Source organism: Simkaniaceae bacterium (genome assembly GCA_021734805.1).
Classification (GTDB): domain Bacteria; phylum Chlamydiota; class Chlamydiia; order Chlamydiales; family JACRBE01; genus Amphritriteisimkania.
Genome location: JAIPIG010000007.1, coordinates 32,855 through 54,789 on the forward strand (window position 1 = coordinate 32,855; position 21,935 = coordinate 54,789).

The window sequence follows — 21,935 nt, forward strand, 5'->3', positions numbered from 1 at the left end:
AAATTTTTTAAAACCGAGAAGCTATGTCAACACTGCCTAAATCCTATGATCATCTAAAAGTTGAACCTAAATGGCAATCTTTTTGGGAAACAAGAGAATTTTTCAAGGCAAATGTAGAAAGCGAAAAACCTCCCTTTTGTATTATCCTCCCCCCTCCAAATGTGACGGGTGTCCTTCATATGGGTCACGCCTTAGATGATACTCTACAAGATATTTTGATCCGCTATAAGCGGATGCAAGGATATGAAGTACTTTGGCTTCCGGGCTTTGACCACGCAGGCATCTCCACACAGACTGTTGTTGAAAAACATCTGATTAAAACCGAAGGGAAACGCAGAAAAGATTACACACGTGAAGCCTTTTTGCAGCATATTTGGGTTTGGAAGGAAAAACACGAAGAGGAAATCATCAAACAGCTCAAGATGGTTGGCTGTTCTTTGGATTGGTCGCGCAAACGATTCACTATGGATGAAAAGTCCTCGGCAGCAGTGAGAAAGGCCTTTAAAAAACTCTACGATGAAGGGTTGATTTATAGAGGTGATTATCTTGTTAACTGGGATCCTATAACGCAAACGGCCTTAGCAGATGACGAGGTGGAATACGAGGAAGCAAAATCCCACTTATATCATTTCCGCTACCCCATCATCGGGACAAATGACTTTATTGAAATTGCGACAACACGTCCTGAAACGATGCTTGGAGATACGGCTGTAGCCGTTTCACCTAAAGATGAACGCTATCAACACCTTATTGGTCAAAAAGTATACCTACCTCTCTGTGATCGTGAAATCCCAATTATTGGGGATACTTATGTCGATCCGGAATTTGGAACGGGGTGTGTTAAAATCACACCTGCTCATGATTTCAATGACTATGAAATTGGACTTAAGCACCGACTTCCTATGATTAATATCATGACACCGGATGGGAAAATCAATGAAAATGGCGGTCATTTTGAAGGCCTTACAATGCAGGAAGCCAGAGAAGCCGTCATTGAAAAGATGAAAGAATTAAAAGCTTTTGTTAAAGCAACGCCCCATATCAACCGCATCGGCTACTCCTATCGATCTAAAGCCGTTATCGAACCCTACCTTTCAAAGCAATGGTTTGTCAAAATGAGCGCTTTCAGAGATGAACTCCTCGATCTCGTTCATTCGGGAAAAGTTGAGTTATTACCTCAACATTATCACAAGACATACGAAGCCTGGATTACAAACTTGCGCGATTGGTGTATTTCCAGACAGCTTTGGTGGGGACATCGCATTCCCATTTGGTATCACAAGAACAATCCCGATCAAATGCTCTGCTATGATGGGGATGATCTACCGGATGAAATTAAAAAAGATCCGTCACAATGGGAACAGGATGAGGATGTTCTCGATACCTGGTTCTCATCCGCCCTATGGCCTTTTTCAACGCTTGGATGGCCTGACTCATCTGAAGATTTTAACAAATTCTTCCCCACATCGATTTTGATCACCGGACATGATATCCTCTTCTTCTGGGTAGCGCGTATGATGCTTATGAGCCATATTGCCCTAAAACAAATCCCCTTTCATAAAACATTTATTCATGGACTGATTTATGGAAAATCCTATTGGCATACCGATAAAGAAGGACAAACTCACTATCTCACCTCTAAAGAGCGCTTAAAATATGAAATGGGAGAGCCCCTCCCCAAAGACATTTCTTCTAAATGGGAAAAAATGTCTAAATCGAAAGGCAACGTGATCGATCCCCTTGAAATCATCCACTTATACGGAGCCGATGCTATGCGCATGGCCCTTTGCTCCAGTGTGACCGATTCGCGACAAATCGACCTCGATCGTCGCCGTTTTGAAGAGTATAAAAATTTTTCAAATAAGTTGTGGAATGCCGCGCGGTTCATTTTAATGAACCTCGAGCCCTTGACCTCCGAAGAATTTGCTAAAGGACTCGATTTCAATTCGACAACACTTGATGACTTATGGATTTTGTCTAGACTCAATCGACTCATTCAACAAGTGAGCGCGTGCCTTGACTCTTATGATTTTGATGATGCAGCCCTCAGCGTCTACTCCTTTTTCTGGGATGAGTTTTGCGCCTATTATCTCGAAACGACAAAACCTTATTTCTTTAATGAGAAACAGCACCCCATTCAATCCATGAATAAAAGGAAAATTCTTCTTGTTATTCTAGTCGCTAGCGTGCGTCTCATTCACCCTTTTGCCCCCTTTATTACTGAAGAGATCTTTTCCCACTTAAATCAGCGTTTTAAAAATTTACACCTTAAAAATCATGCAGATCCTTATACGGAAAATACAACGCGCGCTCTTCAGAGCGAAGCATGCGCTATCGCCCCTTTTCCTACTGTTTTCCGCTCTAAAGACATCGATGAAATCGTTGAATCTAACTTCCAGTCTGTCAATGAGTTAATCTATAAAGTGCGCAACATACGAGGGGAAATGCAAATCCCCCCTTCTGAACCTGTTGATGTCTTCTACTCCGGTGACCCCAACTCACAATTCATTGAGATCATCAAAGAAAATGAAATCATCATTAAGGCACTAGTAAAAATTAAAACACTTCAGTTTTGTCTTGATCTTCCAAAAATTGAATATGCCGCTACCGGCATGCTCAATCACGTCAAGCTATTGATTCCTCTTCCTAAAATTCTCATTGAAGCAGAACAAAAGCGCTTGGAAAAAGAATTGGAAAAACTTCAAAAACTAGCCGTTGATTTAGAAAACAAACTCTCTAACGCTCAATTTATCGAAAGAGCACCGGCTGAGCTTGTTGATAAAACACGAGAGAACTTAACAACGACTAAGATCAAGATCGACGAAATCCAAAGCAAGCTATGACAAAGCGTGCTTTTTGCGTAATGATTTAAAAAAGACTCTTGATTCCGTCGTAACGACATTAGATAATCCAAATAGGGCGATTAAATTGGGCAGCGCCATGAGTCCATTGGTTAAATCAACAATAGGCCAAACGAGATCTAGATGGAGAATCGCTCCAATAAAAACAAACATGCAAAAAAGCACTCTGAAATAAAAAATGGATTTTTCTTTAAAAAGATACTCAATGCATTTTTCGCCATAATAAGCCCAACCCAAGATCGTTGAGTAGCCAAAAAGAATCACTCCAATCGCGACAATGATATTACCGAAGGGAAATAGCGTTTTAAACGCCGCCATGACTAGGGCGACCCCATTTAATACATTCCCATTGCCATCTAATTGCCCTAAGACTCCGGTCACACCAATTGCGAAAGCCGTAATCGAACAAACTAAAATAACTGACAGAAATGTTCCAATCATTGAAATAAGAGCTTGCGTTCCCGGCTCATCCGTTCTCGCAGCAGCAGCGGCGATGGGCGCACTTCCAAGCCCCGCTTCACTTGATGAAATTCCCCTTGAAATCCCATATTGAAGCGCAGCAGTGACTGTTGAACCCAAAAAGCCCCCAACAGCAGCCTGACCTGAAAAAGCCGATTGAAAAATCAGCTTAAAGACGGGAATGATTTGATCATAATTGTATCCAATTACACCGAAACCGACTAATAGATAGGTCAGAGCCATAAAGGGAACTAGATAAGCGGAAATCTTGCCAATCGAAGAAATCCCCCTCATTAAAACTAAAAAAGTTAAAATAGAAAGAATAATGCCTGTCCAACTCCCCGGCACCTCGAATAATGTCCCAATCGCATGAGCAATTGAATTAGACTGAATTAAATTACCACCGGCAAATGAAGCGAGCACTCCAAAAATAGCAAATAAAACCCCCAGCCATTTCTTACCTAGCCCATATTGAATGTAATACATTGGGCCACCACACATCATCCCAAGACGATCTTGCATGCGGAATTTGACAGCTAGAATCGCTTCGGCAAATTTCGTAGCCATTCCGATAAGGGCAATCACCCACATCCAAAAAACAGCGCCAAATCCCCCCGCAACAATGGCCGTTGCAACCCCTGCAATACTTGCAATACCAATCGTTGCAGCCAAGGCTGTCATCAACGATTGAAACTGGCTTATATCGCCTTCGGCATTTTTATCTTTTTCTTTGGAAAAAGCCAGTTTGAGGGAGTGGATAAAATAAGTGAATTGAACGCCCCTCAATCGCACCGTATAGATAATACCGACAATCGCAAGAAGAACGAAAAGACAGTGATTCCAAAAAAAATAATTAAATGTTTCTAAGCCCCAAATAAGTGTCTTTTCCATTCTAAGCCTCGTTATTTTGTTTTTGACGATTGATTCTTTCCGAATGCAAAAGGTTTTCGAAAATGCGTGTTTCAGAGGAGACAATTTTTGTTAGAAAAAAAAGCCCCACTAGATTGGGAAAGGCCATTAAACCATTCATAATATCGGCGATTTTCCACACAACCTCCAAATTAAGAATCGCTCCCGGAATGACAATAAGCGCTGCAAGGATTCGATAAAACGGAACTGCTTTAATTCCGAGTAAATACTCCATACATTTTTCCCCATAATAGGCCCAGCCCAAAATCGTGGAATAGGCAAAAGGGATTAATGCGATTGTGACAATGAGGCCACCACCGGGAATCACCGCATCAAAAGCCCGCAATGCCAGCGCTGAGCCATTGAGTAGCTTTCCATCGGGTCCTATTTCACCTAAAACATCTGTTGTTGCAATGACGAGCCCCGTAATTGTACAAACAATCACCGTCGTAATAAAAACACTCGACATCGAAACCAGCGCTTGTCTTCCGGGTGAATCCGTTTTAGCAGCGGCAGCGGCAATAGGCGATGTTCCAAGTCCGGCTTCACTTGAAAAGATCCCTCTTGATATTCCCATCTGAATTGCCTTCATAACAGTTGCACCTAAAAAGCCACCGGTAGCCGCTTGAGGAGTGAATGCATGCTTAAAAATAAGCCCAAAAGCATGAGGCACCATATCAATCTTCATAAAAACAATGATCAGCCCGCCTACAATATAGAAAAGGGCCATGGCAGGAACCAAAATAGAAACCAAACGCCCAATACTCTTAATCCCCCAAATTAATGGAATACCAACAAGAAAGAAAAGAGCTACCCCACTCCAAAGCAGAGGGACATGAAATATCTCCTGCATAGCAAGCGATACCGAATTAGACTGCACCAAATTTCCCGTTCCAAGCGCCGTAATCGCGCCTAAAACCGCAAAGACTATAGCTAAAAATTTAGATTTTAACCCCCGCTCTAGATAATACATCGGGCCACCACACATTTGCCCCTTTTCATCGACTACGCGATACTTAACGGCTAATATACCCTCGGCATACTTGGTTGCCATTCCAAAAAAGGCCGCAACCCACATCCAGAATAAAGCACCAAAGCCTCCCGAAACAATAGCAGTCGCAACCCCTGTAATACTTCCAATCCCAATCGTCGCTGCAAGCGCAGTCATTAAAGACTGAAAATGACTAATATCGCCTTGTGCCGAATCATCATGCCTCGTAAAGGCAAGCTTATGCGCATACCAAAGATGCCTTACTTGAATGAAGCGCGTTCTAAAGGTGAGAATTAATCCTACTAAAATCAGAAAAATCAGGAGTGGGGGCCCCCAAATATATCCATTAATTTCAGTGAGTATTTCAATCAGTCGATCCATATCACTTTTGCCTCTTATCAAAAAAAAATATGCCAACTTTTACCATATTCCGGCTTTTTATTCCAGGTCATGCTGCGTTTTGATACTTCATCGCAACTGAGGGAATTGAATAATAAAGTCATTCATGCTATCAACAATTGTGTTTTAATTCGAATAATGACCGTTATGAACCGATTGCCCTCCCCTCAAGATATCCAACAACTGCTCCCCTTATCCGAGAATGCAAAAACTGCCATTTCTCATCACATCCAAAGTATTAAACATATTTTAGACGGCAAAGACAAACGCAAACTGTTTATCATTGGCCCCTGTTCAATTCACAGCGTCGAAAAGGGGCTTGAATATGCCCAAAAATTAAAAGACCTCGCTGATGAAGTCTCAGACACTATTTTCATCGTCATGCGCGCCCATGTCGAAAAACCTAGAACCCAATTAGGCTGGAAAGGTTTGATCTATGATCCACGGCTCGACGGATCTAACGACATTCAACTGGGTATTTTAAAAACAAGGCGGTTTTTTTTAGAAATGGCTGAACTGGGCATGCCCATCTCAACTGAAATTTTAGATCCCTTTCTATATCTGTATTATATTGATCTCATTAGCTATGGAGTGATTGGAGCACGAACCTCTACATCTCAAGTCCATCGACAAATCGCCTCTCATCTTTCTATTCCGGTTGGGGTCAAAAACAGTGTGGATGGCAATATTGACACAGCAGTTCATGGGATTTCTTTTGCAAGAGCAGGGCACTCTTTTGTCTCTTTTTTACCCGATGGATCTCCTGCTTCCGTTATATCAAACGGTAATCCCTACACCCACTTAATTTTGAGAGGTTCGCATCTTTATCCCAATTTTGATGCAAATTCATTGATACAATCTACGAATGCTTTAAAAACCCATCATATTCCAATGCCGATTATGATCGATTGTTCCCATGGCAATCGAATTGAAAATCAACAAGTTGAAGCCTTTTCTCAAGGCATGAACTATATGCTGGAAGAAACCTTTCCGATAGGTGGCCTCATGTTAGAAAGCTATTTACAAGAAGGGCGTTATTGTGGAAAAGACATTCAAAACGCTCCAATGGATTTATCTATTACGGACCACTGTATGAATTTCGAGAAGACGGCATACCTTATCCGCAATGCAAGTGAGAGCTTATCCCGCACGCCAATCACAGCTTATGATTTAATGTGAATGGGTTTAAACCACATTTGCTGTTTGTATACTTCTAGAACTTTGCCTTCAATCGTTGCTATTTCAGCATAATAGGTGAGAATCCCCCCCGTTTTTTCATATTCCTGATTGAGAAGTGAATACACAACAGAGCCTTTTCGGGATAACACGGGATATGAAACAATATCCTCATTTAGATCTTTAAAAATCACTTTGAGGGTCAAAATAAGCCCGCATCTCTCATAAATCTGAGTCGAATCATCTTCACTCACATGATGGGATTTGAATGCTGAAGACGGGATATTCCAATTGATCCATAGTTTTTCACCCACCGGCGGATTTTTTTGCAAAGGATCGGGACTTTGCACAAATGTCGATGCAAGTTGCCGCTCGTCGACATAGTGCCTTTCAACCGTCAACTTCTGACACCCACTCAAAAAACACAAGGTAATGATCAATACAAAGGATTTTAAATAAGAGAAAAACATCTTCAGATGAGAAAAAAGCATTTTGACTTTTAATAAAAAACGAGAATATCCGATACTTACCATAATCTCAATGTATTTTTAATATGTCATATTCTAATCACAGCGTTGCCTCATTAATTTTCAACCCCGATAAAACGGAAATTCTTCTCATTAAACGACGCGATGTCCCCGTTTGGGCTCTTCCCGGCGGAGGCATTGATCAGGGCGAATCCCCTGAAATAGCCGCTATTCGGGAAACATTAGAAGAAACGGGTTACCATGTCGACATCACTAGGAAAACAGCCGAATACAGCCCCATTAATCGCCTTACACGCAATACGCACGTCTTTGAATGTACAATCAAAAACGGTCTGCCCACAATCAATGACGAAATTCAAGATATTCGTTTTTTTCCCATTCAAAACCTCCCCTATCACCTTCCGCCTCCTTATCCGGAATGGATCCATGAAGCGCTGACCCACCCCACACTCATCAAACGACCGCTAACGAGTATCACCTATTGGACCTTCTTTCAATATTTAATGAAACACCCTATTCTGGTCTCTCGGTTTTTACTTGCGAGAATAGGCTATTCAATCAACGACAAAGGGAAATAATCGTATGTCTCGAAGCCTCTTAATTTTTTCAGGAAGTTTAAGAAAAGAATCCTACAGTAAGCAAATCGCAAAAAATGCCTATTATTTGGCACAGGAGTTGAAACTTAAAGCAACATATACCGATCTCAACGAATATCCTCTCCCTCTTTTGAATCAAGATGAAACCGCTTTTGAGGCCTTTCCCAAAATCGCCAAAGATTTCCGCGCTTTTATGGCCTCACATGAGGCTTGGGTCATTGTAACCCCGGAACACAACTATTCCATCCCCGCTTCTTTAAAAAACGCCATCGACTGGGCCTCAAGGCCAATCAATGAAAAAACCCCTGTCTGTGAAATTTTTCAAATGAAACCCGTTTTGATCCTCAGCTCCTCTGTTGGACCTTTTGGCGGCATTCGAGCGGCAAACCATCTCCAAACGATTTTGTCATCGATGGGCGCAAACGTCTATCCGAAAACAAAATCTTATATCAAAGTGCAAGAGATGCTGAATGAAAAGGGATCTTTCATCGACAACAAAGAGCTCGAAAACCTCAAGACCCTACTATTAGATTTTACTGAAACGCTCAGTTGAACAGCGTTTAATCTTTTTTTCTTATCGCCCTATTAAGTCAAAAAGCTCCATGACTTTTGATACGGTTGCAGAAAATGCCGATGCGATTTGCGCTTGTACAACGATTCTCGCTATATTCCAGTGACCACAGCCAAGAGCAGCTTCTAATGGTGAATATAAAAAATGTCCACTGGGACCTATCAAGTGTGCAAATACCCATGGCATTCTATTAATTGTCAGAAAGGGATTTGCTCCAGCTTTAAAAAGTAACTTTACACTCTTTTCGTCTCCCCTCATACATGATTCGATTAAGGGAGTAGTTTTATCGGGGCTCATCATACCCCCTAGTATGTATGTCTCTCCAAAAGAGTTTGGATTTGCACCGGAATTTAATAATACTTCAATGATTTTATGTTGTGTAAATCTAGCAGCAAGTAACAATGGTGTACGATCTATAGCCTCTACAATTGAGTTAACATAATTAGGATAGTATTTTAATATTTCTTTAACGACTGGGAGCTTCCCATGCTGAATAGCCAGTCCCAAAGCCGAAACACCCGATGACCTCTCCCCTTTAGCTCCACTTTCCAGAAAGTGTGTAACTAATTCCAAGTCACCCTCTCTACAAGCAGAGGATAAAAGCCCTTCTAATTTATGTTGATCAACACATGAAGTCAACAATCTAAAAATAGGACTATGTCTTAAACAATTGAGAGCAAAACTGTATATACGGCTATTTCTTTTAAGCGCCTCTGTGACAATATCTCGAGATTCGACGGGATCTGCTGCAGTTAAATTGAGTAAACTGAGCGCAAGATCTTTATCCGGTGCTCGCATCGCAACCTCTAATGGGGTGACTCCACACTTTGAAGGTAAATTAATGATTGATAAAGGAACGGGTTTATCAACAGGCCCTTTAAATATCTGAAGATCTTTCATTAATGCTATCCATTGACCTCTAAGTTCTTCGGGAACCTTATCAGAAGGTTCAAAATGTGCTGTCATTGTTCGATATCGTAAGTAAGATAAATTGGGTATTCCTTTATCAAAAGTCACCCATCTTTCGGGAGTAAATTTAACTTTATCACCTCTAGCCACAATATCTATGATATGTTTTTCAAATTCAGGATAAAAATGAGATGATTCTTTTTTACAACTTTTGCGATAATGATAGTCAAATATCACATTAGTGAATTGACCCGCAGCTTTTGCTGCTGTTTCTAAATCTATGCCAGGACATGGCTCAAATCCATATTGTTTTGCTCGACTGATGATAGCGGAATGTATTTTATCCACTCTGCTTTTGTCATCACCGTCTTTGATTTCCGGTACCGGAAGAAAAATTTTAGCCCATGCATCAATGGGAAGACGATCTGTAACCTCTCGAAAAAGAGTTCCGGACAATCTATATAAATGCTCAGCAAAAACAGCTCGATCACCTGTACTTTCTATACTCATATTATCCCTCATTTAAAAATGAAATTATACCATATAAACTCTTTTTATATCAAAAAAAAAAACCAGGGCGTAGCCTATTGATAATTAGGTGTTTATAAAAGAAGTCTTGAAGAATTAATTCGTTAATAGTGAGCAACTTAAGCTAATTAACTCTTCTAAGTTACTCAACATTAAAGCTCTAGAATTCTGTGGTTAGGTTAGTACGGTTTCTTCTTCTTTTACTTTCACGCCGACCATGAACCAGGCACCAAAACAGCAAAAAAGCATCCCTAAAGCCAAGACAACCATGGAACCAAAAAAGGTGTAGAGAATCCCACCTAACATGGGAGCAATCATCCCCCTCAGGCCGACCATTACGATATTGATCCCGCTATACTTTGAGCTGTCTTCATTTTTAGCAAATAATGGGCCTGAAAGGTGCCACAGCATATGGCTTCCGCTCTGAGCAAATCCATAAATAACATAGGCGATATAAAGGCATGCTATCCACATTTTTGCAAAAATCAAAGTTAATGGAAAAATAGCAAAGGCTAAGCACACAAGTGATGTCATTTTAAAGACTGAGAGTCTGCTCATCAATCGGGACCACAAGGGAGAGCATAAGACAAAGCCAAGTCCCATAAAAATATACCGTGCATTGGCAAAATCGGTATGGGATAATTGGAGGATATCGGCAAAATAAAGAGGGGCAACGGCGATCACCAACATAATCCCAAAACCCGCTGCCATAAAGCCCCATTGAAAATGGGCAAAATCAGGACGTTGCCTCATTAATTCCCATGTATCTTTCCAAGGTTGCAGAAGACTGATGCGATCAACTTTCACGCTATGGTTTTGCTCTTCATTTTTAAGGGGAAGTGAACCTTGAATCAAAGCCCCAATCATCCCAAATAAGGCAAAAAGGGAAAAGAGAATTTTCCATATTTGATCATACTGATCGAGAAGCCCTCCCAGATAAAGGGCAAGAAGCACACCCAATCCATATCCCAAAACACTTCCTAAAGCAAAATAACGCTGCCTTTTTTTCTTATCTAAGTTGATTTTTAATATCTCCATCCAGGGGGGAATTGAAGCGCGAAAAAACAACATATAGAGTGTCGAAGCAAAAATAAAATACCAAATGCTACCGGTAAAAGGACAAAAAAGAAACGGTAAGCGGGCTAATATACTCGAGATTACAAACGATGAGCGAACGCCTCCTTTCCAGTGACTATTCCAATAAAAAGAGACCAACGAAATCACCGGCTTAAGCGTGACCAAAAGGGAAATTTGAAATACGGTTGCGGATAAATCTTTGCGCAAAATAAAGGGAAGCCACACATAAAGGGAGGCAAAAGGCTCGTGAATCAAGCTTGAAAAAATGATTGCCAAACGCGTTTTTCTTGTAATCTGCGGGTCAGATAAAGAGATCGTTTTTTCACTCATAGGAAATCCCACTCAATGTGTTAGGTAAAAAAATCGCCTCTATCTATAGAGGGAATTTTTTGACAGTTCATTATAGCAAGATTCCGAATAATTCCATTGATCAAAATTAAACTTGACAAAGGCACGAGATGATTTACAAAGAAGATTTTTGGAATCCGCAATAAGGACAAAATTTCCAATTGACATCCAGCCCCTTATCACATTGAGAGCATTTTTTAAATCCCACTTCAGTCCATGCATCTCTTTTATGTACAATGACTTGCATGATAATAATGATCACGGGGATCGTTGTAGAAATTTGTTTTACTAAGAAAATAACAGAGCCCTCTTCATAAGCGGTAAAGCCCAAAATCGCAAAACCAATGGCAAGCAAAACATTGTAGGTTAGAGAGATATCTCTCACTTCCTTGTGAACATGGATTTTCCAAATCTGAAACCAATAACTAATAGAAAGGATAGCGATAGCCATCCACGAGAGAACATATAGTAACATCTTGACCCCATATTCAGTAGGCTATATAAAAAAAATTATAAGCCCATCATCATAGGAATACTATTTATGCTTCAACTTATTTTTATTGCTATTTATATCATTATAGCAATCATACTTACGATTAAGCATATACAGAATAGAAGACCCAAGCATTTCATCGAAAGGCTCATTGCTCACTTCTATCTCTGGTGCGTGGGCTGTATCGCCATGCTCGGATTTATTTCCCATGCCTTTTTCCCCGACTGGACTGCCCAATATATTGGGTGGAAGGCCGGTGGTTTTCAAACTGAGATTGCTATTGGAAATCTCGCCATTTCGATCGCCGGTTTTATCGCCTTTTTTAAAGGACAAGAATTCCGTTGGGGAGCATTAGTGCCCTATTTTATTTTCTTCGTAGGAGCCGGCATCAATCATATCGTCCAAATCATTGTGCATCACAATATGGCGCCCGGAAATGCCGGAGTAGTTCTTTATACGGACATCATCCTTCCCATTTATCTTCTTCTCATCATGATTTGTCACAGCCGCATCAAAGAAAAAAAAACAAGAAAGCGCTGAATCACTCACCTTCCTTTTTGCGTAAGGTGAGTGATTCATTAGAATCGCAAATATTTCCTCGATATTATATTCTGAAATCGATTATTTTTTATACGCAAGCCGATCTTAAAGTCTCGGAGGAAATCTATGGCCAAACTCTATTTTTATTATTCTGCGATGAATGCCGGAAAAAGTACGACCTTATTGCAAGCAAGCTACAACTACCACGAAAGAGGCATGCAAACGCTTTTATTTGCTCCAAGTATTGATACCCGCTTTGGCAGTACAACGATTTATTCACGCATTGGCCTGAAAAAAGAGTGCTTTGGTTTTACCGAATCTACTAATCTCTATGAAGAGATTGCTGAAAGAAAAGAACAAATCCCCTCCCTTCGCTGTGTCCTCATTGATGAAGCGCATTTCTTAAAAAAAGCTCAGATTGCGCAGCTTGCAAAAGTCGCAACGCAACTCGGCATTGCCGTGTTATGTTATGGTCTTCGTTCTGATTTTTTAGGAGAACCTTTTGAGGGAAGCCGTTACTTGCTGGCATGGGCAGATGAGCTTTCTGAAATTAAAACGATTTGTCACTGCGGTCGCAAGGCGACAATGAATCTCAGAATTGATGAAAACGGCGATCCCGTTCAGGAAGGCGATCAAATTCAAATCGGAGGAAATGAAAGCTATACTTCTATGTGTATGCATCATTTTATCGAAAATGTTGAGGTCTTTCGCAATTATGCGATCGAATCCTCTTTTGAATATACCGGTCGGTAAATTCCCCGATAAATCACTTGCACAATGTTATAGGATATGATGATGACAACTCTTTTAAAATGGATCCCTGAAAAACTTCTTGCATGGATTATTTGTTTTTCTGCCGCTCTTTTCTTTGCCTATGAACTGGTTCAGCTTCATATGCTCAATGCGATTGCCCCCATGCTCTTAAAGGATTTACATATTGGTGCAAGTCAATTTGGGTATCTGTGTAGTACGTATTTATTAGCTGACGTCATTTTCTTATTACCTGCCGGTATTATTTTGGACCGGTTTTCAACACGTAAAGTCATTTTATCCGCTTTGTCCTTATGCATTCTCGGCACTTTCGGTTTTTCTTTTGCACAAACGTTTGGACAAGCCTGCCTCTGCCATTTTTTATCCGGAATCGGCAATGCATTTTGCTTTTTAAGCTGCATGATTTTAGTTTCTCGATGGTTTCCGCCTAAACGTCAGGCTTTTATTGTCGGTTTGATGGTGACGGTTGGCCTTTTGGGTGGAGTCATTGCTCAGTCCCCTTTTTCTTATTTGGCAGAGCTTTTAAGCTGGCGTCAAGCTCTCGTAACCGATGGTCTCTTCGGTCTTGTTATTTTTGCGATTATTTATGTATTTGTTCATGATAAAGTCGATAAAAGTGACGCTAGAGAAGTTGCCCCTACACTCCCCTTCATAGAAGGGTTGAAATTAAGTTTTTTTAATCGACAAAACATTTATTGCGGCCTCTATACCGGGTTAATGAATCTCCCCGTGATGATTATTGGTGCGGTGTGGGGAAGTCTTTTTCTGACACAAATTCATCACATTCCTTTAGCTACGGCCTCATTTATTGTGAGTATGATTTGCATGGGAACCATTGTAGGCTCTCCTCTATTTGGATACCTCTCCGATTTAATGCAGAAACGCACTCCGCTTATGCTTTTTGGGGCGTTGGCATCGCTCATGGTTTTTGCACTGATTTTAATGATCCCTCAGCCAAGCACGCCCGTCCTTATGGTCCTATTCCTTGCCATTGGTTTCTTTACAAGCACACAGGTCATTGGCTATCCCACGATTACAGAAAGCAATCCCTCTCATTTAACGGGGACATCTATGGGTGTTGCAGCTGTCATTATTATGGGACTTCCAATGCTTCTTCAACCGCTAACGGGAAAGCTCATCGAACTCAATTGGAATAAAATGATGATTGATGGGGTTCCCATCTATAGCCTGAATGATTTCTTCACCGCCTTTTCAATCTTTCCCATAGCCTTTGTCATCTCCTTTCTTCTCACAAAACTCATTCGCGAGCCTAAAGCAAAGACTAATAGTATTTCTGAAAGTGCAGCTTAAGCATACTGTCTCGAGTCACTTGGGTCACCCATGGAAAATCAGATTTAGGAGGTGCACTCTCTTTGCAAATGGCAACGGAAAGGGGATCGATATACATTTCTTCTTCTTGATACTTGAGATCAAACAAACCATCACAAATAGGTCATTGCCCGCTTTGTGGGCTTCATAAAGTAAAAAAAACTATCAAAGCGAATCGCATTATATGCCCTATAATCAAAAGCATCTAGCCACAACTTAAATCTAGACGTGTCGATAATTTCATCGACATCAAGAAATAATACATATTCGCATTCACTCTGCAAAAAATGATAGCCCACATAACGGGCTGTTGAGTGCCAGAAATGAATCATCTTTGTTGGGTCTTCGAATGTTTGAGGCAGACCATAGGGTTTTTCATTAAAAGCAAATTCAATGAACCGGACATTGGGATATTCGCGATAGCTGCGATTCAAAAGATCTCTATTCTCCGGTGTCCCATCAAAGAAATGGTCACATACGGGGATAAGAATAGGAGAAAAAAGAGGTTGGAGCGCCTCAATACAAAATTTCAGATAACGAAAATCATTAGTGCAATAATTAACGATACATCCTATCAAAAATGCCTCCAACCAAGTCTTTTCTTTATTTTAGCAACATCAATGAGAAGACAAATGCAAAGAGTGAGAATGATTCGGTAATTCCCAATGCGGCAAAGCATTTACCAAAAATTGCAGGCTGCTTTGCAGATGCTTGAATCCCTGTTGCAGCACACATCCCTTGATATATGGCTGAAAGTAAAATGGCAAGTCCTACCGCAAAACCAATCACAACGCCGGACATCGGCGAAAGCGTATTGGCATGAATCGCATTTTTCATATAAAACATCAAAATGAATGCATAAATAGTCTGAGATGAAGGAACCGCTGACATCCCAATAAATTTTCCGTGGTTATCATCAACACGCGCCATTACGCCGTGTGAAGCCATCCCTGCAATTCCGCAGCCGATTGCGCTACCGACGCAACCAAGTCCTAATACAATCGCAGGCCCTGCCATAGCGAAGTCCATACTTTTCTCCTTTGATTTTTTTAACTATGATGAGTTTTGATTAACTTTAATGGATTAAAAAGCCTTCCTCCTCCCTCAAAGGAATAGTGATACCACTCGAGAAAGTTAAGACGCAGGCCATGGATCACGCCGCTCATAATCCCCAATACAATATTAACTGAGTGTCCGAGAATCGTAACTAAAGCTCCAATTGCCCAATTGATTTCACCCCCAATCTGATTGATTGTTGCGGCTAAAATCATTCCCGCTAATCCAAGCGCATATAAACGCAAATAAGAGAGGACATCGGCAAATATTTGAATCGAATTGAGCACTTCGGTTATTCCTTTCAAACGATTTTGAATCAGCGATAGGACCATCGCAACGATCACACCGCCTATCAAGAGTTGGTAACCGATTTGCTCTGCTCCCGTTTTTGAAATAACGCCTAAAAAGTGAAGCATCGATGTAGCTTCCAGCTCAATAGGAAAGTAAAGATATCCGCCTATAACAAAGGCAATCCAACCAAGACCGGGCCAACACTTTCTTAAATTCCTCATGAAGGAAAGGGCGATATGAATCACGCCAACAAGGAGTGAAAATTCAAGTAAAATATTATCATTGAACTCTCGGATCATCTCATAAATATGCTTATTTTTAACAATCTTAACAGCCTGAACTAAAAACTCTTTAGATGTCGCAACGCTCTTCAGTTGGGGATATTCCTTGATCCATTGATCATAGACATCATCCTTAAGTCGCATATGATATTCGGCTTTTTTCTCGCTCAAATAGGTCAATAAAGAATATTTGCTTAAGGGATTGGCCGGATTGACATCGACACTAAAATAGGAGCAGGTCATGATTCCCCAAAGTGTTGATGAAACGCCTAAAATAATCACCAATTTAATAAATCGCTTACCGACATCTTTGACTTTTTTGTACACTTTGAAACGCAAAAAGATTCCCAGCAACAAATAGATCAAACCATATCCCGCATCCGATACAATCATGGCGAAAAAAAGAGCAAAAGCAACTAAGACCCACATCGAAGGATCTTTATCCTGAGGGGCAGGAACATCGTAGATATTTACAATATCCTCACCTACCGCATTGAGGTGCCTATTTTCCATAAAGGTTGGGATCTTTTCACCGACTTCAATCGCCACTTCTTCAAAATAAACAGATAAATCATGACATAAGTCGATGAGCTCATGCATTTTTTTCTTTGGAACCCATCCATTAATCGTAAAAAGGCTCCCGTCAAGCTGATCACTTGTGCTCTCTTTAGTCTTTGTGAGATTGGAGTGATTGAGCTGTTTTGCCAAATTATCTTTTAGATAATCAATATAAATCGCCAATTTTTTAAGGCGGGCATAAGCCTCTTTAATCCCCCGCTCCCAATGTTGGTTCTTTTCGATCCACTCGTTGAGCGAGAGGGTAAAAGTCAGTTCATTAAGATGTGTATATTCGGGATATTCGCTTCCAACATAAATAAAATAATCGAGGTCATGGTCACTTGTCACATAAATGAGATCATCGGGGAATTGATCCCTTTCTCGATGCCCGCGTTTACATGAAAAAAAAGCAACTCTTTTACTTGAAAGCTTTTCAATTTGATGGATATCATCTAATGAAAATTGGCCAAGGGGACGCATTTTTTCGATCTCGGATTGAATATGCAGCCTCTCTTCTTGCATCGTATCTATTTTCTTCTGAAGAAGCAGAATTTCATCAATGATTTTTTGCAGTTCAGAGTCTTCCGTAAAAGCACGGTCTTCAGTTGGAAAATGCTTTATAATCTTAATCGCATTGACAATATCCTCGATATATTTTGGCGTATAAAGAATACTTGCGCGATCTTCCGGAATAAACTCAATGACCCCTTTTTCTTGAGCACGGTTAAAAAAAGTGTCGAGATCCTCCTTGACTCCAATAAATACAAATTTTTTCAAATCAGAAATCATACCAGTTCCTCTACTTCACTTTTTTTCTTGAGGAGCGTTTTCATCTTTGCAATTTTTGAAGTCGCCACTGCAGAGAGTTGTTGATCTCCTAAAAAAACCTTGATTTTCTTAATATTATTGAGAGTTCTTGGAATCAAAATTTTTTCAAATAAATTGACTCGGATCGATACGGAGCGAAGTTCCGCTTCTAATAGCTCTTTTTTTTGCTGAGCAAATTTCACATGCTGTTTTTTCAAAAGAAGTTGTCTGAGGTGCTTAAGGGCACTATCCCACCAAATAGGTGTGACAAAGTGTGAATATTTGGACTCTTCAAACTCAATCCCTTCAAGCACGGGAATCTCAACACCGGCAATATTTTCAGAAGAAGTTTTCAAATCTTTAAAGTTCAATGCATTAAAAAACTCTTTCATCCCGCCTTCTGAAACCAAACTGATAAAACCCAACACACTCGATTTTTGCTGATCAAACTCTTTTTCCAACGTGTGAATATGCTGTTGAATAGCCCCCACTTCTGACTGAAGCATCGCCTTTTTAAGTTGCAAAGTCGGTAGATAGCGTTGCAATTGCACTAACTTGTGCTGTTGATCTCTCAACTCATTTTTTGTCAGTCTAATCTCAGACACGATCGACTCCTAGCTCACATGAATTTTAGGCCAATATTTTTGAACAAGAGAATCTTTCATTCCAACCTCACTCACCTCAAAGCATTGGCTTAACATCTCCCACCCTTTATCGAGTGCCTCTTCAAGGGAAATATTGACTTGAAGATCCATTAAATCGCTTTCAAAATTGCGGCTATAATGAATAAGCTTTTCATCCCAACGCGATAGCTTAAATCCCATACTTTGGCGCTCTTTTGATTTCTGTGCTTCAGCATAAAGACGTATCATTGTATTCGCCACCTCAGAGTGGTCTTCCCGCGTGACGCTTCCAATCACCTGTTGTTTCAGCCTTGAAAGAGAACCAAATGGATCGATACGGCCCCCATGTAAATAAAACTGCCCTTCGGTAATGTAACCGGTATTATCCGGAATCGGATGCGTCACATCTCCACCCGGCATTGTTGTCACCGTAATGAGGGTAATCGAACCGCTTCCGTCAATATCAACGGCTTTTTCATAACGAGATGCAAGATCTGAGTAGAGCGAACCGGGATAGCCGCGATTCGATGGAATCTGATCCATTGAAATCATAATCTCTTTAATCGCATCTGCAAATGCCGTCATATCCGTTAATAAGACAAGGACATCCTTATCTTGCATTGCAAACTGTTCGGCAACGGCGAGTGCCATATCGGGAACAAGAAGGCATTCCACTGCAGGATCTGTTGCCAAGTGGGTATACATCACCGTTTTGGCCATTGATCCTGATTTTTCGGCATTTTCAATAAAGGCGAGATAATCATCATATCGAAGCCCCATTCCACCAATGATCACGACATCAGCATCCGTTTGATTGGCAATACGCATGAGCAGCTCGTTATAGGGCTCTCCGGGAATTGAGAAAATGGGAATTTTTTGTGATTTCACAAGACAGTTAAACACGTCGATCATTGGAATATTTGTCCTGACCAATTGATGAGGAACAACCCTTCTGACAGGGTTAAATGAAGGACCCCCGATTTCAACTTGATTGCCATGGCACTCAGGTCCCCCGTCAATTGGCAATCCAAATCCACTAAATCGGCGACCTAATAATTCATCCCCATATGTCGCTTTGACCTGCTGAGACAAAAACGTCACCTTGTCTCCGGTTGAAATCCCTCTTGTATCCTCAAAAGCCTGTAGTGTGACTTTTTCATTTTCAATGCGCAAAACGGAAGCATATATTGATATGTTATTTTTTCGATCAACTTTGGCGAGCTCACCCAGTTTGGCTCCTTTTGCAATGACGGTCAATAGACTGCCTCTAATATCAACAATGCGATCATAAATCTTTCTCATATTGAACTCTCCCCATTCATTGCAGATCGAATTTTATTTTCAATTTTTTGATAGGCTTTATAATAACTTTCAGAATGGAATGCGGTAAAGTTTAAGTTCTTAATATCATTTTGAAGATTTAAAAAGTATGAGCGCGCTTCATCATGACTTGAAAAAACAAAGTGGTTCTCAAAAATCAAAGCGATCAAATCCAATAGTTCTATTTGGCGATCAAGGGCGCAATAGGTGTCTTCCTTATCAAAAGCATTTTGTTGAAGATAGGAAAAGTCATAAAGCTCCGCCATTAAATAAATCATCAATTCGTCAATTCCAATCCCTTCCTCACCTACAACCTCCATTCGCTTTCGGATCTCATCCCCACGCTTTAAAATTACGGCTGCCTTTTGTGTGATATGGCCCCATTGTTTAGAACGATGCGAGAGACTCTCACCTACTTGACGCGTGTACTTTGACCAAGAAATCATTGGGTCAATAGCCGGATATTTGCGGGCGTTTGAGCGGTCCCTTGAAAGACCTAAAAAGGCTCCCACAACGGAGAGAGTGGCTTGGGTCACCGGCTCCTCAAAGTTACCGCCTGCAGGTGATACTGCTCCGCCAATTGTCAAAGAACCTGTTCTTCCGTTTGCCAGTTCGACAACGCCCGAGCGCTCATAAAAAGCTGCAATTCTCGAAGAGAGGTATGCAGGAAACGCCTCTTCCCCGGGAATTTCCTCTAACCTTCCCGACATTTCACGCATGGCCTGAGCCCATCTCGATGTTGAGTCTGCTAAGAGAAGAACGTTGAGTCCCATTTGACGGTAATACTCAGCAATGGTGACTCCCATATAAATCGATGCTTCTCTAGCACTTACAGGCATCGACGAGGTGTTGCAGATTAGGATTGTACGCGTAATCAATGATTCATTAGTATGAGGGTCAATCAGGTGAGGAAACGTTTTTAGTACTTCAACGACTTCTCCCGCCCTCTCCCCACAAGCGCAGACAATCACAAGATCGACAGATGAATATTTAGAGAGATGGTGCTGAATCACCGTTTTTCCGGCTCCAAAAGGACCGGGAGTGCAAAATGTCCCCCCTCGCATAATAGGAAACTGGGTGTCAATAATGCGGGATCCCGTCTCCATCATTTCTTTTGCTTTGATTTTCTTACCTTCAAATAGCGGCGCTTTGACCGGCCATTTTTGGAGCATAGTGACAGAACGCTCGACTCCGTTTTCATCCTTCACTTTAGCAATCACATCTTCGATGACATACGTCCCGGGCTCAGCAATCCATGTCAAAGTATATGTGCCATAAAAAACAAACGGAAGCATGATGCGATGGTGGAATCTCCCCTCCATCGTAAATCCAATCTCATCTCCCCTCTTAAGGGTATTCCCTAACTTTGCCGTCGGTTGAAAATCCCATTTTGTCGACCGATCAATCGGATTGATATAAATGCCACGATTTAAATAGAGACCCGAGATATTAGCAATTCCCTCTAAAGGGTTTTGCAGACCGTCAAAAATAGAGGAAATCAGACCGGGCCCTAATTCTGCTTCTAACAAATGATAGCGGAATTCAACAGGGGTCATATATTCTATGCCGCGGGTATCTTCAAAAACCTGAATTTTTGCATGATTCCCGTAAATCTCAATGACTTCTGCTTTGAGCAATAATTGATCGATTTTGACAAAAGCCATTTCACCTTGTCTGATATCGCCCTCGAATTTCACATGAATCAAGTTACCAAAAACTTGAGTGATATGTCCTGTTGCAAAAATATGGGTTTCCTCTTTTAGATCAGTGCTCATGCGCTATCCTTAAGTATTGAGTTTAGTATTAAATTGCCGTCTTCTTTCTCATGCTTCTCAAAATCTTCTAAAAGGATGAGTTTCATCATGAATGCGAGTAAATTATAAAGGGAAAAAGGATGGCCTATGGCAAAGTTTGTGTAAAAATCAAAGCGAAACTTTAAAATCAATTTCTCTTCTTCTAAAGGATTCTCTTTGAGTTGATCTAAAGATGCGGCGAGATGTTGATATTCATCTCCAAAGTCAAGATCATGAATGGATTTGGAAGAGAGTAATAGGCCAACTAAAGCATCATTTTTATCTTCAAACCGGAGCTCTTCATCAAGACTCAAATTCGACTTAAATGCTCGGTAAGCTAAAAGAAATAATCTCAATTTGCGCTCAAATTGTAACACGAAGGCGGATACTTTCTTCTTTTCAGATTCCGTGCGAAAATAATCCATTAAAAGCTCCGGAAAAAAGAGCCTCTGTTCTTCGTTTTCTTTATGCTTTTCAAGAAAATTAAAGAAATATTTCGGAAGATACTCTTGATGAACGAGCTCATCCTTCAACTCATTATAATTAAGATTAGCTCTAAAATCGAGTTCCTCTTCATCCAAGAGTCGCTCTAAATTCATCACGTCATAGAAGGCGCGCAACACTCTAACCTCTTCTAAATCGCTTGATGATAGATTCTCATTAAAAAGCACCATCAATTCAGAAAAAGCCATGACCGGCTTAGAATCTACACTCAAGTCCGGAAGTGTATTTGCGAGAAAAAAATAATTTCTCATAAGCAA

Annotated in this window: 21 protein-coding genes; 7 read left to right on the top strand and 14 right to left on the bottom strand. The window is 40.7% G+C overall.

Annotated elements, in window-relative coordinates; genetic code table 11:
* Window positions 1–23 precede the first annotated feature (23 nt).
* The gene (locus tag K9M07_02275) at window positions 24–2,843 is read left to right on the top strand and encodes a valine--tRNA ligase (protein MCF7852048.1); all 2,820 of its coding nucleotides are present in this window, start codon (window positions 24–26) and stop codon (window positions 2,841–2,843) included.
* Here K9M07_02275 and K9M07_02280 read toward each other — a convergent pair.
* Window positions 2,838–4,211, bottom strand: a complete 1,374-nt coding sequence (locus K9M07_02280) for a sodium:alanine symporter family protein (GenBank protein MCF7852049.1) — start codon at window positions 4,209–4,211, stop codon at window positions 2,838–2,840. The genes K9M07_02275 and K9M07_02280 overlap by 6 nt on opposite strands.
* 1 nt (window position 4,212) lies before the next feature.
* Window positions 4,213–5,601: a sodium:alanine symporter family protein gene (locus K9M07_02285; GenBank protein ID MCF7852050.1), complete on the bottom strand. Its 1,389-nt coding sequence runs from the start codon at window positions 5,599–5,601 to the stop codon at window positions 4,213–4,215.
* 69 nt (window positions 5,602–5,670) lie between these two features.
* Here K9M07_02285 and K9M07_02290 point away from each other — a divergent pair, with 69 nt between their 5' ends.
* Window positions 5,671–6,798, top strand: coding sequence for a 3-deoxy-7-phosphoheptulonate synthase (locus K9M07_02290; GenBank protein MCF7852051.1), 1,128 nt, complete (start codon window positions 5,671–5,673; stop codon window positions 6,796–6,798).
* Here the strand turns inward: K9M07_02290 and K9M07_02295 are convergent.
* Window positions 6,783–7,196 carry a hypothetical protein gene (locus tag K9M07_02295; protein MCF7852052.1) on the bottom strand — a complete coding sequence of 138 codons (414 nt, stop codon included), beginning with the start codon at window positions 7,194–7,196 and terminating at the stop codon, window positions 6,783–6,785. The two genes, K9M07_02290 and K9M07_02295, sit on opposite strands and share 16 nt — an antisense overlap.
* Window positions 7,197–7,348: 152 nt before the next feature.
* Between K9M07_02295 and K9M07_02300 the strand changes: the two genes are divergently transcribed.
* Window positions 7,349–7,861 carry an NUDIX hydrolase gene (locus tag K9M07_02300; GenBank protein ID MCF7852053.1) on the top strand — a complete coding sequence of 171 codons (513 nt, stop codon included), beginning with the start codon at window positions 7,349–7,351 and terminating at the stop codon, window positions 7,859–7,861.
* A 4-nt stretch (window positions 7,862–7,865) separates the two neighbouring features.
* Entirely contained in the window at window positions 7,866–8,432 is a 567-nt protein-coding gene (locus tag K9M07_02305; protein ID MCF7852054.1) for an NAD(P)H-dependent oxidoreductase, read from the top strand.
* A 21-nt stretch (window positions 8,433–8,453) separates the two neighbouring features.
* Here the strand turns inward: K9M07_02305 and K9M07_02310 are convergent, their stop codons facing one another.
* The 3 genes from K9M07_02310 to K9M07_02320 form a co-directional block, all read right to left on the bottom strand.
* Window positions 8,454–9,869, bottom strand: coding sequence for an ankyrin repeat domain-containing protein (locus K9M07_02310; protein ID MCF7852055.1), 1,416 nt, complete (start codon window positions 9,867–9,869; stop codon window positions 8,454–8,456).
* Window positions 9,870–10,061: 192 nt separating this feature from the next.
* Window positions 10,062–11,294, bottom strand: coding sequence for an MFS transporter (locus tag K9M07_02315; protein MCF7852056.1), 1,233 nt, complete (start codon window positions 11,292–11,294; stop codon window positions 10,062–10,064).
* 133 nt (window positions 11,295–11,427) lie between these two features.
* Entirely contained in the window at window positions 11,428–11,787 is a 360-nt protein-coding gene (locus K9M07_02320; protein MCF7852057.1) for a hypothetical protein, read from the bottom strand.
* Window positions 11,788–11,853: 66 nt separating this feature from the next.
* On the opposite strand from K9M07_02320, the gene K9M07_02325 reads away from it, so the two are divergent.
* From K9M07_02325 to K9M07_02335, 3 genes are all read left to right on the top strand, one after another.
* Complete coding sequence (locus K9M07_02325) at window positions 11,854–12,345, top strand: hypothetical protein (GenBank protein ID MCF7852058.1); 492 nt, start codon at window positions 11,854–11,856, stop codon at window positions 12,343–12,345.
* A 126-nt stretch (window positions 12,346–12,471) separates the two neighbouring features.
* Window positions 12,472–13,098, top strand: a complete 627-nt coding sequence (locus K9M07_02330; protein ID MCF7852059.1) for a thymidine kinase — start codon at window positions 12,472–12,474, stop codon at window positions 13,096–13,098.
* A gap of 42 nt (window positions 13,099–13,140) precedes the next feature.
* The gene (locus K9M07_02335; protein ID MCF7852060.1) at window positions 13,141–14,427 is read left to right on the top strand and encodes an MFS transporter; all 1,287 of its coding nucleotides are present in this window, start codon (window positions 13,141–13,143) and stop codon (window positions 14,425–14,427) included.
* Here the strand turns inward: K9M07_02335 and K9M07_02340 are convergent.
* Genes K9M07_02340 through K9M07_02375 form a run of 8 tightly spaced genes read right to left on the bottom strand, consistent with a single transcriptional unit; the run spans window position 14,399 to window position 21,929 of the window.
* Window positions 14,399–14,554 carry a hypothetical protein gene (locus tag K9M07_02340; protein ID MCF7852061.1) on the bottom strand — a complete coding sequence of 52 codons (156 nt, stop codon included), beginning with the start codon at window positions 14,552–14,554 and terminating at the stop codon, window positions 14,399–14,401. The genes K9M07_02335 and K9M07_02340 overlap by 29 nt on opposite strands.
* Before the next feature lie 4 nt (window positions 14,555–14,558).
* Window positions 14,559–15,023, bottom strand: a complete 465-nt coding sequence (locus tag K9M07_02345) for a hypothetical protein (protein ID MCF7852062.1) — start codon at window positions 15,021–15,023, stop codon at window positions 14,559–14,561.
* A gap of 25 nt (window positions 15,024–15,048) precedes the next feature.
* The gene (locus K9M07_02350) at window positions 15,049–15,474 is read right to left on the bottom strand and encodes an ATP synthase subunit C (protein ID MCF7852063.1); all 426 of its coding nucleotides are present in this window, start codon (window positions 15,472–15,474) and stop codon (window positions 15,049–15,051) included.
* A gap of 20 nt (window positions 15,475–15,494) precedes the next feature.
* Window positions 15,495–17,420 (bottom strand): V-type ATP synthase subunit I, encoded by a 1,926-nt coding sequence (locus K9M07_02355; GenBank protein ID MCF7852064.1) that lies wholly within the window; start codon window positions 17,418–17,420, stop codon window positions 15,495–15,497.
* A complete protein-coding gene (locus K9M07_02360) occupies window positions 17,417–18,043 on the bottom strand; it encodes a V-type ATP synthase subunit D (protein MCF7852065.1) in 627 nt (208 codons plus the stop codon). Before K9M07_02360 ends, K9M07_02355 begins: the two co-directional genes overlap by 4 nt.
* A 9-nt stretch (window positions 18,044–18,052) precedes the next feature.
* Window positions 18,053–19,363, bottom strand: coding sequence for a V-type ATP synthase subunit B (locus K9M07_02365; GenBank protein ID MCF7852066.1), 1,311 nt, complete (start codon window positions 19,361–19,363; stop codon window positions 18,053–18,055).
* Window positions 19,360–21,156, bottom strand: coding sequence for a V-type ATP synthase subunit A (locus K9M07_02370; GenBank protein MCF7852067.1), 1,797 nt, complete (start codon window positions 21,154–21,156; stop codon window positions 19,360–19,362). Before K9M07_02370 ends, K9M07_02365 begins: the two co-directional genes overlap by 4 nt.
* Complete coding sequence (locus K9M07_02375; GenBank protein MCF7852068.1) at window positions 21,153–21,929, bottom strand: DUF2764 domain-containing protein; 777 nt, start codon at window positions 21,927–21,929, stop codon at window positions 21,153–21,155. The genes K9M07_02370 and K9M07_02375 overlap by 4 nt, the downstream gene beginning before the upstream one ends.
* Window positions 21,930–21,935: the final 6 nt, after the last annotated feature.